This window comes from Rhizobium sp. WSM409 (assembly GCF_057653825.1).
The window spans coordinates 1,507,368-1,525,382 of the sequence record NZ_CM172794.1; the positions used below are offsets into that span (position 1 = coordinate 1,507,368).

18 protein-coding genes and 1 pseudogene are annotated in these 18,015 nt (G+C 61.4%); 7 read left to right on the top strand and 12 right to left on the bottom strand.

Annotated features, from left to right (window positions below; all coding sequences use genetic code 11):
* The first annotated feature begins 102 nt into the window (after positions 1-102).
* Positions 103-1,941, top strand: a complete 1,839-nt coding sequence (gene ilvD / locus AC25BC_RS07590; protein WP_012757027.1) for a dihydroxy-acid dehydratase — start codon at positions 103-105, stop codon at positions 1,939-1,941.
* 170 nt (positions 1,942-2,111) lie between these two features.
* Here ilvD and AC25BC_RS07595 read toward each other — a convergent pair whose 3' ends face one another.
* Both AC25BC_RS07595 and AC25BC_RS07600 read right to left on the bottom strand, forming a co-directional pair.
* A complete protein-coding gene (locus AC25BC_RS07595) occupies positions 2,112-2,465 on the bottom strand; it encodes a lysozyme inhibitor LprI family protein (protein WP_012757029.1) in 354 nt (117 codons plus the stop codon).
* 23 nt (positions 2,466-2,488) lie between these two features.
* Positions 2,489-2,869 (bottom strand): YkvA family protein, encoded by a 381-nt coding sequence (locus AC25BC_RS07600; RefSeq protein ID WP_128439655.1) that lies wholly within the window; start codon positions 2,867-2,869, stop codon positions 2,489-2,491.
* 258 nt (positions 2,870-3,127) lie between these two features.
* On the opposite strand from AC25BC_RS07600, the gene AC25BC_RS07605 reads away from it, so the two are divergent.
* Positions 3,128-4,531, top strand: a complete 1,404-nt coding sequence (locus tag AC25BC_RS07605) for a DegQ family serine endoprotease (RefSeq protein WP_128439656.1) — start codon at positions 3,128-3,130, stop codon at positions 4,529-4,531.
* Positions 4,528-5,844 (top strand): replication-associated recombination protein A, encoded by a 1,317-nt coding sequence (locus AC25BC_RS07610; protein ID WP_012757032.1) that lies wholly within the window; start codon positions 4,528-4,530, stop codon positions 5,842-5,844. Before AC25BC_RS07605 ends, AC25BC_RS07610 begins: the two co-directional genes overlap by 4 nt.
* 13 nt (positions 5,845-5,857) lie before the next feature.
* On the opposite strand, the gene AC25BC_RS07615 is transcribed toward AC25BC_RS07610, so the two are convergent.
* From AC25BC_RS07615 to AC25BC_RS07635, 5 genes and pseudogenes are all read right to left on the bottom strand, one after another.
* Positions 5,858-6,169, bottom strand: a complete 312-nt coding sequence (locus AC25BC_RS07615) for a DUF1883 domain-containing protein (RefSeq protein WP_003547605.1) — start codon at positions 6,167-6,169, stop codon at positions 5,858-5,860.
* A 132-nt stretch (positions 6,170-6,301) separates the two neighbouring features.
* Positions 6,302-6,565 (bottom strand): hypothetical protein, encoded by a 264-nt coding sequence (locus tag AC25BC_RS07620; RefSeq protein WP_012757034.1) that lies wholly within the window; start codon positions 6,563-6,565, stop codon positions 6,302-6,304.
* A gap of 26 nt (positions 6,566-6,591) precedes the next feature.
* Positions 6,592-6,774, bottom strand: coding sequence for a hypothetical protein (locus AC25BC_RS07625; RefSeq protein ID WP_012757035.1), 183 nt, complete (start codon positions 6,772-6,774; stop codon positions 6,592-6,594).
* Between the two features lie 117 nt (positions 6,775-6,891).
* Positions 6,892-7,748 (bottom strand): annotated as a pseudogene (locus AC25BC_RS07630) (dihydrodipicolinate synthase family protein).
* A gap of 8 nt (positions 7,749-7,756) precedes the next feature.
* Entirely contained in the window at positions 7,757-7,903 is a 147-nt protein-coding gene (locus tag AC25BC_RS07635; RefSeq protein ID WP_164902823.1) for a hypothetical protein, read from the bottom strand.
* A 196-nt stretch (positions 7,904-8,099) separates the two neighbouring features.
* Between AC25BC_RS07635 and AC25BC_RS07640 the strand changes: the two genes are divergently transcribed.
* Positions 8,100-9,047: an alpha/beta fold hydrolase gene (locus AC25BC_RS07640; protein WP_012757038.1), complete on the top strand. Its 948-nt coding sequence runs from the start codon at positions 8,100-8,102 to the stop codon at positions 9,045-9,047.
* 41 nt (positions 9,048-9,088) lie between these two features.
* Here AC25BC_RS07640 and AC25BC_RS07645 read toward each other — a convergent pair whose 3' ends face one another.
* Together AC25BC_RS07645 and AC25BC_RS07650 are read right to left on the bottom strand one after the other, a co-directional pair.
* Entirely contained in the window at positions 9,089-10,093 is a 1,005-nt protein-coding gene (locus AC25BC_RS07645) for a ketopantoate reductase family protein (protein ID WP_012757039.1), read from the bottom strand.
* A gap of 148 nt (positions 10,094-10,241) precedes the next feature.
* Entirely contained in the window at positions 10,242-11,093 is an 852-nt protein-coding gene (locus AC25BC_RS07650) for an oxidoreductase (RefSeq protein ID WP_012757040.1), read from the bottom strand.
* Between the two features lie 126 nt (positions 11,094-11,219).
* Between AC25BC_RS07650 and AC25BC_RS07655 the strand changes: the two genes are divergently transcribed.
* Complete coding sequence (locus tag AC25BC_RS07655; RefSeq protein ID WP_128439657.1) at positions 11,220-12,107, top strand: LysR family transcriptional regulator; 888 nt, start codon at positions 11,220-11,222, stop codon at positions 12,105-12,107.
* Here AC25BC_RS07655 and AC25BC_RS07660 read toward each other — a convergent pair.
* Positions 12,082-12,672: a nucleoside 2-deoxyribosyltransferase gene (locus AC25BC_RS07660; RefSeq protein ID WP_012757042.1), complete on the bottom strand. Its 591-nt coding sequence runs from the start codon at positions 12,670-12,672 to the stop codon at positions 12,082-12,084. The genes AC25BC_RS07655 and AC25BC_RS07660 overlap by 26 nt on opposite strands.
* A 466-nt stretch (positions 12,673-13,138) precedes the next feature.
* On the opposite strand from AC25BC_RS07660, the gene AC25BC_RS07665 reads away from it, so the two are divergent.
* Positions 13,139-14,113: an alpha/beta hydrolase gene (locus AC25BC_RS07665; RefSeq protein ID WP_171815715.1), complete on the top strand. Its 975-nt coding sequence runs from the start codon at positions 13,139-13,141 to the stop codon at positions 14,111-14,113.
* Between the two features lie 40 nt (positions 14,114-14,153).
* On the opposite strand, the gene AC25BC_RS07670 is transcribed toward AC25BC_RS07665, so the two are convergent.
* Together AC25BC_RS07670 and AC25BC_RS07675 are read right to left on the bottom strand one after the other, a co-directional pair.
* Entirely contained in the window at positions 14,154-14,771 is a 618-nt protein-coding gene (locus AC25BC_RS07670) for a carboxymuconolactone decarboxylase family protein (protein ID WP_012757044.1), read from the bottom strand.
* A 63-nt stretch (positions 14,772-14,834) separates the two neighbouring features.
* On the bottom strand, positions 14,835-16,370 hold the full coding sequence (locus AC25BC_RS07675) for a sensor histidine kinase (protein ID WP_128439663.1): 1,536 nt from the start codon (positions 16,368-16,370) through the stop codon (positions 14,835-14,837).
* A 591-nt stretch (positions 16,371-16,961) separates the two neighbouring features.
* Between AC25BC_RS07675 and AC25BC_RS07680 the strand changes: the two genes are divergently transcribed.
* Positions 16,962-18,008 carry a LacI family DNA-binding transcriptional regulator gene (locus AC25BC_RS07680; RefSeq protein WP_128439658.1) on the top strand — a complete coding sequence of 349 codons (1,047 nt, stop codon included), beginning with the start codon at positions 16,962-16,964 and terminating at the stop codon, positions 18,006-18,008.
* The last annotated feature ends 7 nt before the right edge of the window (positions 18,009-18,015 follow it).

Sequence of the window (18,015 nt, forward strand, 5' to 3'; positions counted from 1 at the left end):
CGATTGGATTAGGACAATTCCAAAAAGCGGCGTTTGCCCGGCCCGCAGGCTCCATGTCGCCCGGCTTCGCCTGATAATTCCGACACGTTGAGGAAGACACCGATGCCAGTTTACCGTTCCAGAACCACGACCCATGGCCGCAACATGGCGGGCGCCCGCGGCCTTTGGCGCGCCACGGGCATGAAGGATTCGGATTTCGGCAAGCCGATCATCGCGGTGGTGAATTCCTTCACCCAGTTCGTGCCCGGCCACGTGCACCTGAAGGACCTTGGCCAGCTCGTTGCCCGCGAGATCGAGGCGGCCGGCGGTGTCGCCAAGGAATTCAACACGATCGCCGTAGATGACGGCATCGCCATGGGCCATGACGGCATGCTTTATTCGCTGCCCTCGCGTGAGCTCATCGCCGACAGCGTCGAATATATGGTCAATGCTCATTGCGCCGACGCCATGGTCTGCATCTCCAATTGCGACAAGATCACCCCCGGCATGCTGATGGCGTCGCTGCGTCTCAATATCCCGACCGTCTTCGTCTCGGGCGGTCCGATGGAAGCCGGCAAGGTCGTGCTGCACGGCAAGACGCATGCGCTCGACCTGGTCGATGCCATGGTCGCCGCAGCCGATGACAAGATCAGCGACGAGGACGTCCAGACCATCGAACGCTCGGCCTGTCCGACCTGTGGTTCCTGCTCCGGCATGTTCACCGCCAATTCGATGAATTGCCTGACGGAAGCCCTCGGCCTGTCGCTGCCCGGCAACGGCTCGACGCTTGCCACCCATCTCGACCGCAAGCGCCTCTTCGTCGAGGCCGGTCATCTGATTGTCGATCTCGCCCGCCGTTATTACGAGCAGGATGACGTCAAGGCGCTGCCGCGCACCATTGCCTCCAAGCAGGCCTTCGAGAATGCCATGACGCTCGATATCGCCATGGGCGGTTCCACCAATACGGTCCTGCACATTCTTGCCGCCGCCCATGAAGGCGAGATCGATTTCAATATGGCCGATATCGACGCGCTGTCGCGCCGCGTGCCGTGCCTGTCGAAGGTCGCACCCGCCAAGAGTGACGTGCATATGGAAGACGTCCACCGCGCCGGCGGCATCATGTCGATCCTCGGCGAACTCGACAAGGGTGGTCTCTTGAACCGCGATTGCCCGACGGTCCATGCCGAGACGCTGGGCGATGCGATCGATCGCTGGGATATCACCCGCACGAACAGCGAAACCGTGCGCAACTTCTATCGTGCCGCACCCGGCGGCATCCCGACCCAGGTCGCCTTCAGCCAGGAAGCCCGTTGGGACGATCTCGACACCGATCGCGAGAACGGCGTCATCCGCTCGGTCGAGCATCCCTTCTCCAAGGATGGCGGCCTTGCCGTGCTCAAGGGCAACCTTGCGATTGACGGCTGCATCGTCAAGACCGCTGGCGTCGATGAATCGATCCTGAAGTTCTCCGGCCCCGCCCGCGTCTTCGAAAGCCAGGATTCGTCGGTCAAGGCGATCCTTGCCAACGAGGTGAAGGCCGGCGACGTCGTCGTCATCCGCTACGAAGGTCCGAAGGGCGGCCCGGGCATGCAGGAAATGCTCTATCCGACGAGCTATCTGAAGTCGAAGGGCCTCGGCAAGGCCTGCGCGCTCATCACCGACGGCCGCTTCTCCGGCGGCACTTCCGGCCTCTCGATCGGCCACGCCTCGCCGGAAGCGGCAAATGGCGGCACGATCGGCCTGGTGCGCGAAGGCGACATGATCGACATCGACATCCCCAACCGCACGATCAGCCTGCGTGTCAGCGAGACTGAACTCGCCGCCCGCCGCGCCGAGCAGGACGCCAAGGGCTGGTACCCGGTCGAAGTCCGCAAGCGCAATGTCACGACCGCGCTGAAGGCCTACGCGGCCTTCGCAACGAGTGCGGACCGCGGTGCCGTGCGCGATCTGAACGCCCGCTGAGCAGCCTCAGCTTACGAGCCGTTGATGAAAAGTTAGCAGCTCTTCCAACCGGTCGATTCAGAGCATGATGCCGAAAAGTGTGAGCGGTTTTCGGACGACATCATGCTCTCACTCTATAATGTAGAACAGGATTCAGATTTTAGGCCGACCCGGCCTAAAATCATCCTGTTCTAGAGCGGCCGGTTGATGTTTTTATAGGTCTCGCCGAACTGCTTCAGCCGCTCGTCATAGGCAGCCTTGATACACGCCGCATCAGCTCCGCATTCCTGCCGCTTTTTCAGCCAGGCCGTCTGTTCGTCCTGCAATGTTCCGCGCGAACCCATGGCCAGAAGGCCCGAGAGCAAATCGAAAGTCGTCACCATCTTCACGTCGGCATCGTTGAGTGCGCGGTTGTCGCAGATCGCTTTTTCATCCGGCTTCAATTCTTTCGCATCGCAATCGAAGCTTGCTGCCTGTGCCAGGTTCGATGCAATGAGCAGGATCGCAAAGCCGAGGGCCGCTGTCGTCGTTCTTGTCGTGATCATTCATATGTTCCTATTGCTGCCGGTCAGGCTAGCTTCCGCAGTGCCAGAGCCAGGAAGATGATGCACATGAGCCAGACGGCAAGGATGAAGATCAGTCCGACCCAGCTGGAGGGACGCTCAATGCGCCTTGTCGCCTCCGTACGAAGCTCGTTCATCACCTCTACTGGCACGAGCCGGATCGCCAGCACGATGCCGAGCGGCACGATAAGGAGGTCGTCGAGATAGCCGAGGACGGGGATGAAATCGGGGATGAGATCGATGGGCGACAGCGCATAGGCTGCAACGGCGCCGGCCACCGCTTTGGCATGCCACGGCACGCGGGAATCGCGGGCGGCAAGCCATAGGGCGACGATGTCACGCTTCAGTGACTTCGCCCAGTTTTTGGCTTTTGATATCAGTTGCATGGCCAATCTTCCTGAATCAAATTCATAATGGAGTTCAACCGGTTCCTAAGACGCCCTCTCGCCTTGTTCTTCCATGCTTCCGCCCTCTTTCCTTTCTAGCGTCGGGCCGCAGAACAGGATGGTTTTAGGCCGGTTCGGCCTAAAATCTGAATCCTGTTCGCAATTAAATAGTTAGAGCATGATGTCGTCCGAAAACCGCTCACGCTTTTCGGCATCATGCTCTAAAACGTTCCTCAAGAGGATTCACAAGGGATACCCATGCAAGGCCTGTTCAAGCGCGCCTCCGTCTCGCTATTCGCTCTCATGCTCGTTCTGACGGCTGCGGCCCATGCGCAGACGGCAAAGACCGTACCCGAGAGCCAGATGCAGATGCAGCTCTCCTTCGCGCCGCTCGTCAAACAGACGTCAGGCGCCGTCGTCAACGTTTATGCGGAAAAGACCGTCCAGCGGCAGTCGCCCTTTGCTGGCGACCCTTTCTTCGAGCAATTTTTCGGCCAGCAGATGCCGAACCGTTCGGAGAAGCAGTCTTCGCTCGGCTCCGGCGTCATCGTCGAGGCGAACGGCACTGTCGTGACCAACAATCACGTCATCGAGGGCGCCGACGATATCAAGGTGGCGCTCTCGGACGGCCGCGAATTCCCCTGCAAGGTGGTGCTGCGCGACGACCGTGTCGATCTTGCCGTGCTGAAGATCGACACCAAGGAAAGCTTTCCGACATTGCCGATCGGCAATTCCGATACGGTCGAGGTCGGTGATCTCGTGCTGGCAATCGGCAATCCCTTCGGTGTCGGCCAGACGGTGACGAGCGGTATCGTCTCGGCGCTTGCCCGCAACCAGGTGATCAAGAACGAGTTCGGTTTCTTCATCCAGACCGATGCTTCGATCAATCCGGGCAATTCCGGCGGCGCCTTGATGAATATGAAGGGCGAGCTGATCGGCATCAACACGGCGATCTTCTCGCGCGGCGGCGGATCGAACGGCATTGGTTTCGCCATCCCTGCCAATCTGGTCAAGGTCTTCCTCGCGTCGGCCGATGCCGGCGTCAAATCCTTCGAGCGGCCTTATGTCGGCGCAAGCTTCGATGCCGTGACCTCGGAAGTGGCTGAGGCGCTGGGGCTGAACAAGGCCCGCGGCGCGCTCGTCGTCAAGGTTTCGGAAGGTGGGCCGGCGGCCAAGGCCGGGCTGAAGGCCGGCGGAATCGTCACCGCCGTCGATGGAATTTCCGTCGAGCACCCGGATGCGCTGCTCTACCGGCTGACGACGGCCGGTCTCGGCAATTCGGTCAAGCTCACCGTCATTGAGAACGGCCGCGAGGAGCAACTGCCGCTGACGCTCGCCCGTGCCCCGGAAACCTCGCCGCGCGACCAGCGCACGATCGGCGGGCACACGCCGTTCACCGGTGCTGTCGTCGAGAACCTGTCGCCCCGGGTCGCCGACGAGCTGCGCATGCCGCCGGAATCGGCAGGCGTCGTCGTATCCGAGGTGAAGGAGGATTCGCCTGCAGCCCGTCTCGGTTTCGAACAGAAGGATATCATCGTCTCGATCAACGGCACCGATGTGAAGACGACCAGCGAACTGTCCGAGATCGCCGATAGTGACCCCGGCCTCTGGCGGGTCGAGATCGAGCGTGACGGCCAGCGCATCCGGCAATTTTTCCGATGAGCAACGATCTCTTCGCGCCGCGCGTTCCGGAGGAGGTCGCCGCCAGGCGGCCGCTTGCCGACCGGCTGCGGCCGAAGACGCTTGCCGATGTCACCGGTCAGGAACACCTGACCGGTGAGGACGGCGTGCTGAAAAGAATGATCGAAAGCGGCTCGCTCGGCTCGATGATCTTCTGGGGTCCGCCCGGCACCGGCAAGACGACGGTCGCACGGCTGCTGTCGGGCGAGGCGGGCCTGGCCTTCGAGCAGATATCGGCGATCTTTTCCGGCGTCGCCGATCTGAAGAAGGTATTCGAGACAGCCCGTTTGCGGCGTATGGACGGCCGTCAGACGCTGCTCTTCGTCGATGAGATCCATCGTTTCAACCGCGCCCAGCAGGACAGTTTCCTGCCCGTCATGGAGGATGGCACCGTCATCCTCGTCGGCGCCACCACCGAGAACCCATCCTTCGAGCTCAACGCCGCTCTGCTGTCACGTGCCCGCGTGCTCACCTTCAAGTCGCATGACGAGGAAAGCCTTGAGGAACTGCTGAAGCGTGCCGAGACGATCGAGCAGAAGCCGCTGCCGCTGACGGAGGATGCCCGCGTGAGCCTGATCCGCATGGCCGACGGCGATGGCCGCGCCGTGCTGACGCTCGCCGAAGAAGTCTGGCGCGCGGCGCGCGAAGGCGAGAGCTTCGATACCGAAGGCCTGACGCGCATCGTCCAGCGCCGTGCCCCGGTCTACGATAAGGCGCAGGATGGCCACTACAATCTGATCTCGGCACTGCATAAATCCGTACGCGGCTCGGATCCCGATGCCGCGCTCTATTATCTCGCCCGCATGTTCGATGCCGGCGAGGACCCGCTCTATCTCGGCCGGCGGCTGGTGCGCATGGCTGTGGAGGATATCGGTCTTGCCGATCCGCAGGCACTGGTGATCTGCAATGCCGCCAAGGATGCCTATGAGTATCTCGGCTCGCCGGAAGGCGAACTGGCGCTTGCCCAGGCCTGCGTCTATCTCGCCACCGCCCCGAAATCGAATGCCGTCTACACCGCCTTCAAGGCGGCAAGCCAGGCCGCCAAGCAGAACGGCTCGTTGCTACCGCCGAAGCACATCCTCAACGCGCCGACCAAGCTGATGAAGGGTGAGGGTTACGGCGACGGCTATCGCTACGACCACGACGAGCCGGATGCCTTTTCCGGCCAGGATTATTTCCCGGAGAAGATGGGACGCCAGATCTTCTATGATCCGCCGGAACGCGGCTTCGAGCGCGATATCCGCAAGCGGCTGGAATGGTGGGCGAAGCTTCGCAAAGAGCGTAATCCGCGCTGAAGCCCGGCGAACCTCAGGAGGCGCGCGGCGTCTTCTGATTTGCCGGCGCGGCGATCACCTTGACGGACGATTCCGCAAGCCCGTGATGACCTTCCATATCGACGATGACATGCCAGTGACCGCTTTCCGGAACGGCGATCTTGATCGGCGATTTGCGTGCCACGCCGCCGATATATTTGAAATCGAGAACCTCAGTAAACCGCTGAAAATTCGGGGCCGTCATCAGGCGGACATTGTTCACCGCATTCAACGACACCTCGATGATCGTTCCGGCGCGTTGTTCCTTGAGATCGTAATGGGTGAAGCGGAAATTCGGTTTCGGCATCGGTCTCGCGGCGTCTGAAGTCTCTGCGCCAGGATTTTACCAGAATGTGGGTTAAGGAAAAGTTGGAAATCGGCCGTTCAGCTCATGTCTTCGTACTCCCGCTGCATGAAAACAGCGGGAGTACGGCAAGATTTAGTGGATATTCGCCGTGCCGCGCGCAAAGGGCGCGAGTTCGAGCACCATGCCTGCGGCCGCCCTGTGGATATCGGCGGAGAGGCAGTTGCATTCCCCAGCTGCGAAATGGAGGGCGGCCGCTTCATTGATGAAGAGCCCGCCGACGAGGCCGTCGCGGTCGTGGACGATCCAGCGGCCGCTTCTGTTGCGGCCGACGGTGAAGCGGGCGGAAGGCGAAAGTGCTGCAGCGGGAAGGCTGCGGCGTTGCTGTGCGTTTGCCATTGTGGTGATCCTTCGGTCCTGATGCTTCAACGGGAGATGAGGTCGAACATCATCTGGACCAGGCCAGCAAAGGCCAGCGTCATCGCAAGGCGGGGTGCAATCGCGACAAGGCCGGAGAGTATCGAATGGGAGGGATCGGCGGCGAGTGTGCTGATGTGGCCGCGTTGCAGCGGATCGCTCTCGGCACTCGGTTCAGTCAGGCGTGACATCGGTTTGTCCTTTCGAAGTCTCAACCGCCGCTTGATCGAGCGGCGGTGTCACGCTTCAAAAATAAGCTCCGGTGGATAGGGTTTCCATTTGGCGGCGAAAACGAAAATATAAAAATCTCATAGGGATAACGCCATCCCCGCGCTGTTTTCGTCAAGGAAGGGCGCAAGCGCCTTGCCGATGGCCAAACGCACCTCCGGCTCGGCAGCGACAAGCGGAAGGCGAAGCTCGGCCTCCAGGCCGCGCATCAGCCGGAGCGCGTATTTGATCCTCGACGGATCGCCCTCCGGCCCGTGCTGCCTGCTGCATCGAGGTGAAGAGCCTTGGCGGAACGTTGGCGCCCGGCGAGATCGCGCCGTCGCCGCCAGCGATGGTGAAGGCGAGCGCGGAAGGGTCATGGCCGGAAAAGAAGCGGAAGCGCTGTCGCAGGATCGGCGAAAGGCCGGCGAAGCGAGCGATGTCGCCCGTCGCGTCGCGAATGCCGACAATCCCCGGGGATGGCGGCCAGCCTGCCGAGCGTTTCCGTCGAAAGATCGCTCGCCGTCTGCGCCGGCGCGTGGTCGACGATGACAGGCAGTCGGCTCGCCGCTGCCACCTGTTCGAAGTGGTGGATGATGCCTTTCTGCCCGGGCTTGGAATAATAGGGCACGGTGACGAGTGCGGCGGCGGCGCCGAGCGCTTCCGCCTCTCGGGTGAGCGCGATCGTGCTTTCGGTGGAGTTGGTGCCGGTGGCGGCGACGACGGGCACGCGGCCGGCGGCCGATTGGATGCTGAGGTCGATCACCTCAGCGCGCTCCTGCGGCGAAAGCGTCGGGCCTTCCCCTGACACGGAGCAGACAGCAAGCCCGTCGACGCCGCTGAGGATCTGCCATTCTGCAAGCGCCCGAAACGCCGGCCTGTCGAGGCCGCGATGGCGAAACGGTGTGACAAGAGCGGTGATCGCGCCGCCAAGGCGCGGCATTCTCGCCGTTTCCATGGCGGATCTCAGAGCGCGCCGAAAACGATGTAGAGCTCGACGCAGGCGAGCACCACGCCGAAGACGATCAGCGCCTGGGCGGTGCGCTTCTCGCGCATCTGCTTACTGCCGCGGGTGATCCTGTGTGGACGAGGGAACTGAAAACCGGAAGACATGACATCTCGCATGGCATTTGACCTTTGCAGTGATGACGAAAGGCTAATGCCGCTTGCGATAGGAAATCCATTCGGAGCGAGGCGCGAAAATATAGGAATGACATAAAGACCAATGCGAGAAATTTCGAAGTGCGGTGTCGGAAAGACATGAGCGCCGCCGTCCTTGCGGTATCGACGCAAACATGGGAGCAAGGACATGTCGAAGATGACGCTGATTTCGATGATCGCAACCGCTGCCGCATTCCTGGCCGCGCCCGATATATCAGGCGCCGACAGCAGCACGCCTGTTATCGAGGAGAAGAAGGCTGCAGCGCCGATTGTCAGGAAGGGAAGTCTGCCGGTCAACGGCATCGATTATTATTACGAGATTCGCGGTGAGGGCGAGCCGCTGCTGCTCCTTCACGGCGGCCTCGGGCAGATCGAGATGTTCGCGCCGGTCATGCCTGTTTTCACCGACCACCGGCAGGTGATCGCCGTCGATCTGCAGGGCCATGGCCGCACGCCCCTCGGCAAGCGGCCGATCGAGCTTCCGGCCATCGGCGCCGATCTGGCAATCCTGGTGAAGCAGCTCGGTTACGACAAGCTCGATGTCTTCGGCTATTCCTTTGGCGGCGGGGTGGCGTTGAACATGGCGGCGAACGCTCCCGACCAGGTGCGCCGGCTAGTGATCCTCTCGGCACCCTATGCGCAGAACGGCTTCTTCCCGGAGATGCTGCCGCAGCAGGCGGCCGTCGGCGCCGGTATGGCCGACATGATGAAGGACACGCCGATGTTCCTCTCCTACAAGGCGGTGGCGCCTGACGTTTCGGAATTTCCGAAGCTGCTCGACGCCATGGGCGCGCTGATGCGCGAACCCATCGACTATAGCGATGCCGTCGACAAGCTCACCATGCCGGTCATGCTGATCTATGGCGATGCCGACATGATCCGGCCCGAGCATATGATCGACTTCTACCACAAGCTCGGCGGCGGTCTGCGCGATGCGGGCTGGATGCGGGAAAACATGTCGAAGAACCGGCTGGCGATCCTGCCCGATCTCACCCACTACGAGACCTTCGCCTCGCCCCTCATGGCGACTATGGCGATGACCTTCCTCGATGGTGGCGGCAAGGCGCCGAACTGGGCCGAGCAGGTCGGAAAGTAAGCGAAGACGGCCGGGTTTTCCCGGCCGCCCTTCCTCCGCAATCAGCCGCCGCGCTGGTTTTCCCGATCCAATTGCGTCACCAGCGCCAGGATCGTTTCCGACACCGGCGTCGGCACGGCGCCCAGGCGTCCGAGCGCCACCACCATGCCGACCAGCGGCGTGATTTCGAGCGCCTTGCCGCCGATCAGATCCTGCAGCATCGATGTGCGCACGCCGCCGATATGGCGCGATTGTTCCAACCGCTGCTCGACGGTCATGCTGAACCGCGCGCCCAAGGCCTCGCCTACGGCGCGGACCTCACTCATCACCTTGCCGACCGTAGCCGAAAGGGCGGGATCCGCCATGATGTCGGTCATCAGCGCCCTGGTCAGCGCGCTGATCGGGTTGAAGGCGGCATTACCCATCAACTTGCTCCAGATCTCGCCGCGAATATCAGGCGTCGTCGTAATGCTGAGGCCGGCGCCGGTCAGCAGCGCGGCGATTGCCTCGAGATCGGGCGAGATTTCGCCGGAGGGCTCGCCGAGCACGAAGCGGCCGTTGTTGGCAAGCTGGATCTCGCCGGGGTTGATCACCTCGGCACCCTGATAAGCGACGCAGCCGATGACGCGCTCCGGCCCGATCAGCCGCCAGAGCCTGCCGCCGGGATCGAGCTCATCGAACTGCAGTTCGGCATGCCGGCTCTGGGTATCGCGGTGAAAATACCACCACGGAATGCCGTTGAGGATCATGATGACGCGGGTGCCCTCCTTGAGGAGGGCTGCAATGCCTTCGGCAGCGGGTGCCAGCTGATGCCCCTTTAGGCCGGTGATGACGAGATCCTGCGGCGGCAATGTCCCGGGATCGTCGGTCGCGGTAAGGCGAACATTGAGCGGCCTTTCCGAATCGGCTTCGCGCAGGCTGAGACCGTTGTCGCGGATGGCGTCGAGATGGGCTCCACGCGCAACGACGGAGATGATGGTGTTGTTTCCGGCTTGGCTTGCAAGCTTGGCGGCGATAGCGCCGCCGAGTGCGCCAGCGCCATAGATGCAGATGGACTTGATGGACATGCTCGCCTCTTCATGGTGGTGATCGAACCTAGATCTAGGTCATTCCAGGTGTGAGGCGAATGCTAATTTGCCGCATCATGCGCTTTCCTGCGGTCACAGCGGCGCTGCCGCCGCATCCCGAGATCTGGGATGCGGCGGGCAGTGCCTTTCAGGCCAAGGCCGTTGCATCGCTTGGAAAATCCGTGGACAGCGCGAGTTCGCGCCAGGCGGCAAGTTCCTTTTCGACGCTGGCATGCTGCTGCTCGATGACGGCCACCGTGTCGCTGCCGAACGGCATCCTTAGCGGCGGATCGGCCGAGTTGACCATCGTCATGATGCCGGTGGCGAGCCTGGCGGGATTGCCGGGCTGGGCATGGTTGGCGTCGGCGGCGAAACTGCGCATGTTGCCGGCCGGCGTGCCTTCGTAATCGGCGATGGAGGCCGGGCTGATCGCCAGCGACGTGTCGGCGAGGAAGTCGGTGCGGAAGAAGCCGGGCTCGACGATCGTCACCTTGATGCCGAAAGGTTCGAGTTCGGCGGCCATCGATTCCGAGAGGCCTTCGACGGCGAACTTCGTCGAGCCGTAGACGCCCCAGCCGGGATAGCCGAAGTAACCGCCGATCGATGAGAAGTTAAGGACATGGCCGGAACGCTGGCGGCGCATATAGGGCAGCACGGCGCGCGTCACTTTCAAGAGGCCGAAGACATTTGTGGCATAGAGCTTTTCGACCTCTTCGGCGGTGGCTTCCTCGACAGCGCCGAGCAGGCCGTAGCCGGCATTGTTGGCGAGGACGTCGATACGGCCGAAGCGGGCGATGCCGGCAGCCGCTGCCTCCTTGGCCTGCGCCTCGTTGGTGACGTCGAGGGCAACGGCCAGCAGGTTCGGATGCTCGCCGAACTGCTCGGTGATGGTCTTCGGGTTGCGGGCAGTGGCGATAACGGCATCGCCTGACGCAAGGGCTTCCTTGGTCATCAGCGCGCCGAAGCCGCGGGATGCACCAGTGATGAACCATACTTTCATGACGAATTCCTTTCGAGAGCTATTTGGTTGGCGTCGCATCTCTGCGCTGACCGGTTGAATTTGACCGAAAATCCGTTGCTGTATAAGATTTGTTATTCTTGAAACTATGATGAGTGACATTCAGGAATGCGCGCCACCGAACTTTCCGAACTCGCTGCCTTCGCGGCCGTCGCCCGGCACAAAAGCTTCCGCAAGGCGGGCGAGGAGAGGGGTGTCACCGCCTCCGCGGTCAGCCACGCCGTGCTCAATCTCGAAGATCGGATCGGCATCCGCCTGCTCAACCGCACGACGCGCAGCGTTTCGCTGACCGAGGCCGGCGAACTGTTGATCTCGCATCTCGACCCGGCCTTCGGCGAAATGGCTGCGGCGCTGGATGCGCTGAACCGCTACCGCGACACGCCATTCGGCAAGGTGCGGATCAACGTTCCGAACTCGATCGGCCCCTTCGTCATCGGTCGTGTCATCGGCCCGTTGCTCAAAAAGAATCCCAATTTGCAGCTGGAGATCAACGCCACGGACAGGCTGGTCGATATCGTCGAAGAGGGCTTCGATGCCGGCATCCGCTTCGGCGAACGCGTCACCGAGGGCATGATCGCGTTGCGTATCAAGCCGCGCATCCGCTTGGTCGTCGTCGGCTCGCCCGCCTATTTCGAGACCCGGCCGAAACTGGCGACACCGCACGAACTCAAGCGCCATCTCTGCATCCAGAACATGTTTCCTTCAGGCGCGCGTTACGCCTGGGAATTCGAGAAGGACGGCCAGGCGGTGAGCTTTCAGCCGACCGGACCGCTGTCGCTCGACGATCACGACCTGATGATGCAGGCAGCGCTCGGCGGCGTCGGCCTTGCCTATGTCTGGGAGCCGCGCGTGGAGAAGGCGATCGCCAGCGGCGAGTTGATCCAGGTGCTGGACGACTGGTGCCAGCCGGAGGAACCGCTCTATCTCTACTATCCGAGCCGCCGCCACATGTCGGCGGGCTTCAGGGCGTTCATCGACGCGATGAAGGCGGAGTAAAAGAGGCCAGCATGCCGGCGATGGTCTGAAGCGCCTCGAAGTAAACCGTAAGGTCGCGGGCGGGATCCGCCGGGAGCGCGGCCGCACGGAACACCTTGCCTCCCGTCGCCTCGACCCCTCCGTCGATCATCAGGTTGTCGGCCATCCCGTGATTTTCGATCGCAATGCCATCCGGTCCGCGTGGGCGCCCGCTCGTCTCATCGATATCGAGCCCCGCATACCAGATCGAGCGAACACGCAGACCGTAGTCGTCGGGGTGATTGGTATAGGCGAAGACCGCTTTTCCCAGCGCAATCATAAAGCCGATCTCATAGACCGTACCCGGATCAGCGCTGACGCCTCGAAAGGGAGTGATGTTGGCAAGGCAGATCTCGGCTCGACGCATGGCATCGTCGTTGCGTGCATAGATCTCTGCGGCCGTCCGCTTCACCGGCGTCTGGTTTTCGTCGCTGCCGGGACCGGTCGGCTCGAAGCCGAACTGGCGCGCCAATCGGCGTTTCTCGGCCATGATGGGCATGGCATCCGGAAGAAAGACTTCCGGGCCGGCAAGGTAAATGGTGGTCATCGGTATCCTTCACTCACAAGCAAGACGAGGCGCCGGGATAGGGGACAGCCAGGCACGTCGTCCATTTCCGACGGAAGCGCGGCAAATGGCAAGCCGTGCAGGCAGGCATTGTTCAATTTTTTAAGAGCAGTCTGATGAATCCACAGTGAACGGGCAACTGCCAACTTTCATTCCAGGCAGAGTGGAGGGACGTCCAGAGGATCCGCCCTATCTCCGTCATCGAGTCGCCGCTTGATGTGGACGGCCCTCAAGGCGGCCATCGACCGCACCCAGGCCCGGACGGGTGCGGCGATGTTCGTGGAGTGAAAAAGCTTGGGGTTCGAGCCTGTCACCCTTTTGACTCCGGTGGACGAACCGGCCAAAGATGCCGCATGGCCAGTATCGTCGGGAGAGGTTGATGAACGGTCGGATTTTGCCAGTTGGTATTCGAAGAGCCCCAAAGCGGCTCAAACGTCTGTTCCCCGCGTTGGCTGCGCTGATGCTGCTCGCCTCGGCGGCGGTCGGGCGGGACATTGGGCCGCAAAGCTCGGCCTCGCGCGAACAGGTCGAAAAACTTGTCGGCCTCTGGAAAGATCACTTTGCCGGCGCCGATAGCCTGCAGCAGCGGCGGACAGCCTTCAGGACGCTGATGGAGACGATGCCGGGGCCGACGCGCATCCAGGTTCGGCAGGTCGATGCCGACGGCGTCGATGCCGAGCTGATGTGGCCCGCTCGTCTTCATCATCCGATCGGCCAAAGGGTGATCCTCTATATTCATGGCGGCGGCTTTTCCAGCGGCTCGATCCGCACGCATAGCCTGCTTGCCGGCTCGCTCGCCAAAGCCGCATCCAGCGACATTCTTCTCATTGATTATCGACTGATGCCCGAATATGCCTATCCCGCGCAGATCAACGACGCGCTGACGGCCTATCGCTGGCTTCTCGACAACGGCTATCGGAGCGAGAATGTCATCGTGGCCGGAGACGGCGCCGGCGGCAATATCGCGATCGAGACGGTGCTGCGGCAGATGCAGGCGGCAAAGCCGTTGCCGGCGGCTGTGATTGCGCTCAGCCCCATCACCGATCTTGCCGCGACGGGTGACTCCATGACATCAAACGCCGGAAGCGATCCGCTGGTCGGCAAGGACTGGATCGAGACCTTGCGCAAGACCTATCTCCGCAGCCGGTCTCTGACCGATCCCCAGGCATCGCCGCTCTACGCCGACATGGCCGGCTTTCCGCCGCTGTTGCTGCAGGTCGGCTCCGGCGAAGTCCTGCTGGACGATACGCTGCGGCTCGCCGACAAGGCGCGCGTGGCGGGCGTGGACGTCACCACCGAGGTATGGCCCGGCATGCCGCATCAGTGGCAGCTGTTTCCCTCGCTGCTCGACGATGCCGATCGGTCGAGCCAGAATATCGCCGAATTTGCGATCCGGCATTTTGCGGACAAACCGCAGGAATAGGGGCTGCAGGACTAGGCGTCCTGGCGCCTCCGTCATCGCATCATTGCGCGCGAGACGGTGACGGCGCCAGAGGCCGCTCGACCTCTCGGCCGACGCTGAGCGTCTTTCGCACATTCGGCTCCAGCCGCTCGATGTAGGCATGGTCGGGTGCAGCACCCAGCGCATCCAACATTTTCGAGAAGAAACACCGGGCCGCTGCAGCAGCCGTGACGTCGAAGACATCGGCGTCGCTCAGCCCGTGTTTCTTCAGCCCGTCGATGTCCTGCTGGGTCACCGACGTCGCATCGCGCGCCACCTTGGCGGCAAAGGCCATGATCGCGCGTTCGCCGGCATCGATCGGCGCCTTGTCCGTCTCGTTGACAACAGCCGTCAGCCCGTCGCTGGTGAAACCCTCGCGCAGCAGCACTGAGCCGTGCGCCAGCATGCAATAGGAGGATTTGAGCTCCTTGGCCGCCGCCAGCGTCACCAGCTCGTAGCGCCGCAAGCTCATATGGCCGCGAATGCTCGAAAGCAGCGCTGCCCAGCTCTCCATCACCTCCGGCCGATGGCCGAAGGCCCGATACATGTTCGGCAGATAACCATAGTTCGCCTCGGCCGACGCATACATCGACGTCGTCTTCTCGCTGGCGGATGCATTGGGGGTGTGAATGAAAGCCATGGCATGATCCTCCTCTATTGTGAGAAGGATAGGGTAGATATTCAGGACAGCAATCCTGAAATATCAGGCAGCGTCATTGGTCGCGGAAGCGTTACCACTTCTCTTGATGGGAAGGGTTACGATAAACGTCGATCCGCATCCTCTTGCGCTTCGAACCTCTATCGAGCCGTTATGCAGTTCGACGATCTGCTTAACCAGGTTGAGGCCGATACCGGTTCCGGCAATCCCGGTCGACGTCCGGGCACGAAAATAACGCTGGAACAGCCGGGGCACGTCTTCGGCATCGATCCCCACCCCATCATCGCTGATCGAAACTTTGACGTTCCCCGTTTCTGCCCATGCCGTGACGCGAATTTCGGAGGTTCCGGGCGCGTACTTGACGGCATTGGAAAGCAGGTTGGTAAAGACCTGCGCCAAAGTGCGGGGATCGGCGTCGATGAACTCCGGCAGCCCATCGATATCCAACACAAGCCTGTGCGACTTTGCGATCGTCGACTGCCGCTCGCAACAGGTTTTTATCAATGATCTCAATGCGCATGCGTCGTAGCTGATGTCGATCTTGCCGGTATCAAGGCGTCCGGCTGACAGGATGCTCTCCATGAGATCGACAATCCGGGTCACCGATGCGCGGATTTGATCGACCTTGTCGCTGAGAAATTCGGGCTCGACCGCCCCCCTTTTTCGCAGCAGCCGCTGGGCAGCAGCGTCGATGATTGCAAGTGGGGTCCTGAATTCATGGGATGCCATCGCAACGAATTGCCGCTGCAGCTCGTTGATGTTCCGCTCCTGCGCCAGCATTCGCTCGAGTTCTCGCGCCTGCCGCTCGACTTCCGCCGTGCGGCTCTTAACCGTCGCTTCGAGCTGATCGTGATGCCGGCGCAGCTCTTCGGCAAGCCGCACGGTCTTTGTCACGTCCTCATGCGTGGCCACGTATCCACCCGTTTGCATCGGATTGTGGGTGATCTTGATAACGCGTCCATCTGCCAAAACGATATTTTGGCTGGCCGGCGCACCGCGTGCTGTCGCTTCAAAGACCACGTCAAAATAGGCGGCGGTATCGGCCGGGCCATTTCCCTCTCGGCTGCGATAGGCGAGGATATCCACAAGTGGTGTCCCCGGTTGCGTTAGCAGGTCCGGCAGATTGTACATCCGCGCGTAGGAGGCGTTGCACAATATCAGGTTCTTGGTCGAATCGAACATGCACAGCCCATGCGGCATGTTGCTGAGCGCTGCGTCGAACCGGCGATGTTGTTCGGTCAGCCTGTCTTCGACACGAATGAGAGTCGAGATGTCTTCGTAACTGAGGATCCAGCCTCCATCCCGCGATGGGGCGCAGGTCAGTGACACCATTCCTCCGTCGGAAAGGGCAAACTGAGACGTCGGCGGTCCACCGGCCGTCGACCGCCGGGATGCCACTGAACGGCAGTCTGCAGCGCCCGGCAATCCGTGGATATTCATGCCTTTGCGAATGGCGCCTTGCGGAAGACCGAGAATATCAAGCGTGCGTGAATTGAATGCCGTCACGGTACCGGCAGGATCAAGCAGAACAATGCCCTGAGGCAGGCTCTCCAGAATGGATTCAAACGAGTGTGACATCATCCGGCCCTGCTTCAGATCTGGCGCGTTGCACGTATTCGTAGCATTCGTCACAAACGATAAAGTTTCGCTAATGTCTATCGAATCGAGGGATGTTCGAGTGCGCATCGAGAAACAAGGGACGATCCTCTCCGACCATGTCGGCGAATACTTGGAGAAGCCGTAGCCCCAGAACGGTCAACTCGGCGCGCAGTTTCATGTCTCCATGTTCTCCACTGGGTTTGTCGCAGCGTCTATGAACGCAGAATAGGAGCCCTTCCTGCTTTTGCCGGAATGTCCGCCCATTGCGCCGCATAGATCGCTTCGACGGAAGTACCGGGCGAGCCCGAATCTTCCACATTTTTGCTGCCAACGCATCGGTCGGTCGTGCGCCACGCACGATTTTGCAGGTCGAAAAATATCGACATACGCCTCTCAGTCAGGGTCATTTTTTAGATCGTTCCAATTTTTATGATGAGATTCCGGCAATCGAGGAGGCGGAAATTTGCCGAATATGCTCCAAATGGATAACGGCACGTATAAATTTCACTTGACAGAATTGGAACGTTCCAAATATTTAAAGCGATCGGTCGATCGTTGGCGCGGGAGGAAGATGTGACAAAGGCGCGGGTAACCGTCATTGACATTGCGAAAGCCGCAGGCGTCTCGAAATCGACGGTTTCGCTGGTGCTTCAGGGCTCCTCGCTGGTCAATGAGGGGACGCGTACCAAGGTCAATACGGTGATGCGCGAGCTGGGCTACGTCTACAATCGCGGCGCCGCCAATCTTCGGCAGGCCAGTGCCAAGTCGAGGATCATCGGGGTCGTCGTCAACGACCTGACGAACAGCTTCTTCGCGGAGCTGGCAGTCGGCGTCGATATGGTCGTTCAGTCGGCCGGGTTCGTGCAATTCCTGTCGAACACCAGCGAGAGCATCGATAGGCAGCGCGAGGTTGTCGCATCGATGCGGGAACATGGCATTTCGGGACTCATCGTGTCGCCGGCGCGCGCTACCGATGCCGCAGACTTCAAGCCGCTTGTCGCCGCGGGGATTCCGGTGGTGGTCGTCGTCAGAAACCTGCCTGGCGCCAAAGTCTCGTCCGTCGTCTCCGACAACCAGGCTGGCATGAGGTCCGCGGTCAAGCACCTGGCGGAGCTCGGTCACAAGCGCATCGCTTTTCTCGGCGGCTTTCCCGACACCGCTGTCTTCGACGACCGCCTTGCCGGTTACCGAAGCGGCATGGAGGCAGCCGGGCTCGACTATCACCAAGAACTTGTCATCTCGTCTGCGCCTTCGCGAGCCGGTGGGGTGGAGGCGATCGGAAAGGCACTCGGTCTTGCCGACAAACCCACGGCAGCCGTCTGCTTCAACGATGCCGTCGCCTTCGGTGTTTGCGACGGATTGCGTGCGCGCCGTCTGGAGCCCGGCTCGGACTTCGCGGTCGTGGGTTTCGACGACGTCATCGAGGCTCAGGCGGCGGTTCCCGCGCTCACGACGGTCTCGGTCGATCCGCAGGGCATTGGCCGCCGCGGCGCGCAGCTGCTTCTGAAGCAGATCAATGCGGGCAAGGCCGAGGCGGAGACGGTGACAACCGCCGTTCGGCTGGTTGTTCGCGAGAGCTGTGGCGCCCGCAAGAGCGTAAAAATCAAAACAGGACCCTGAGTAAGGC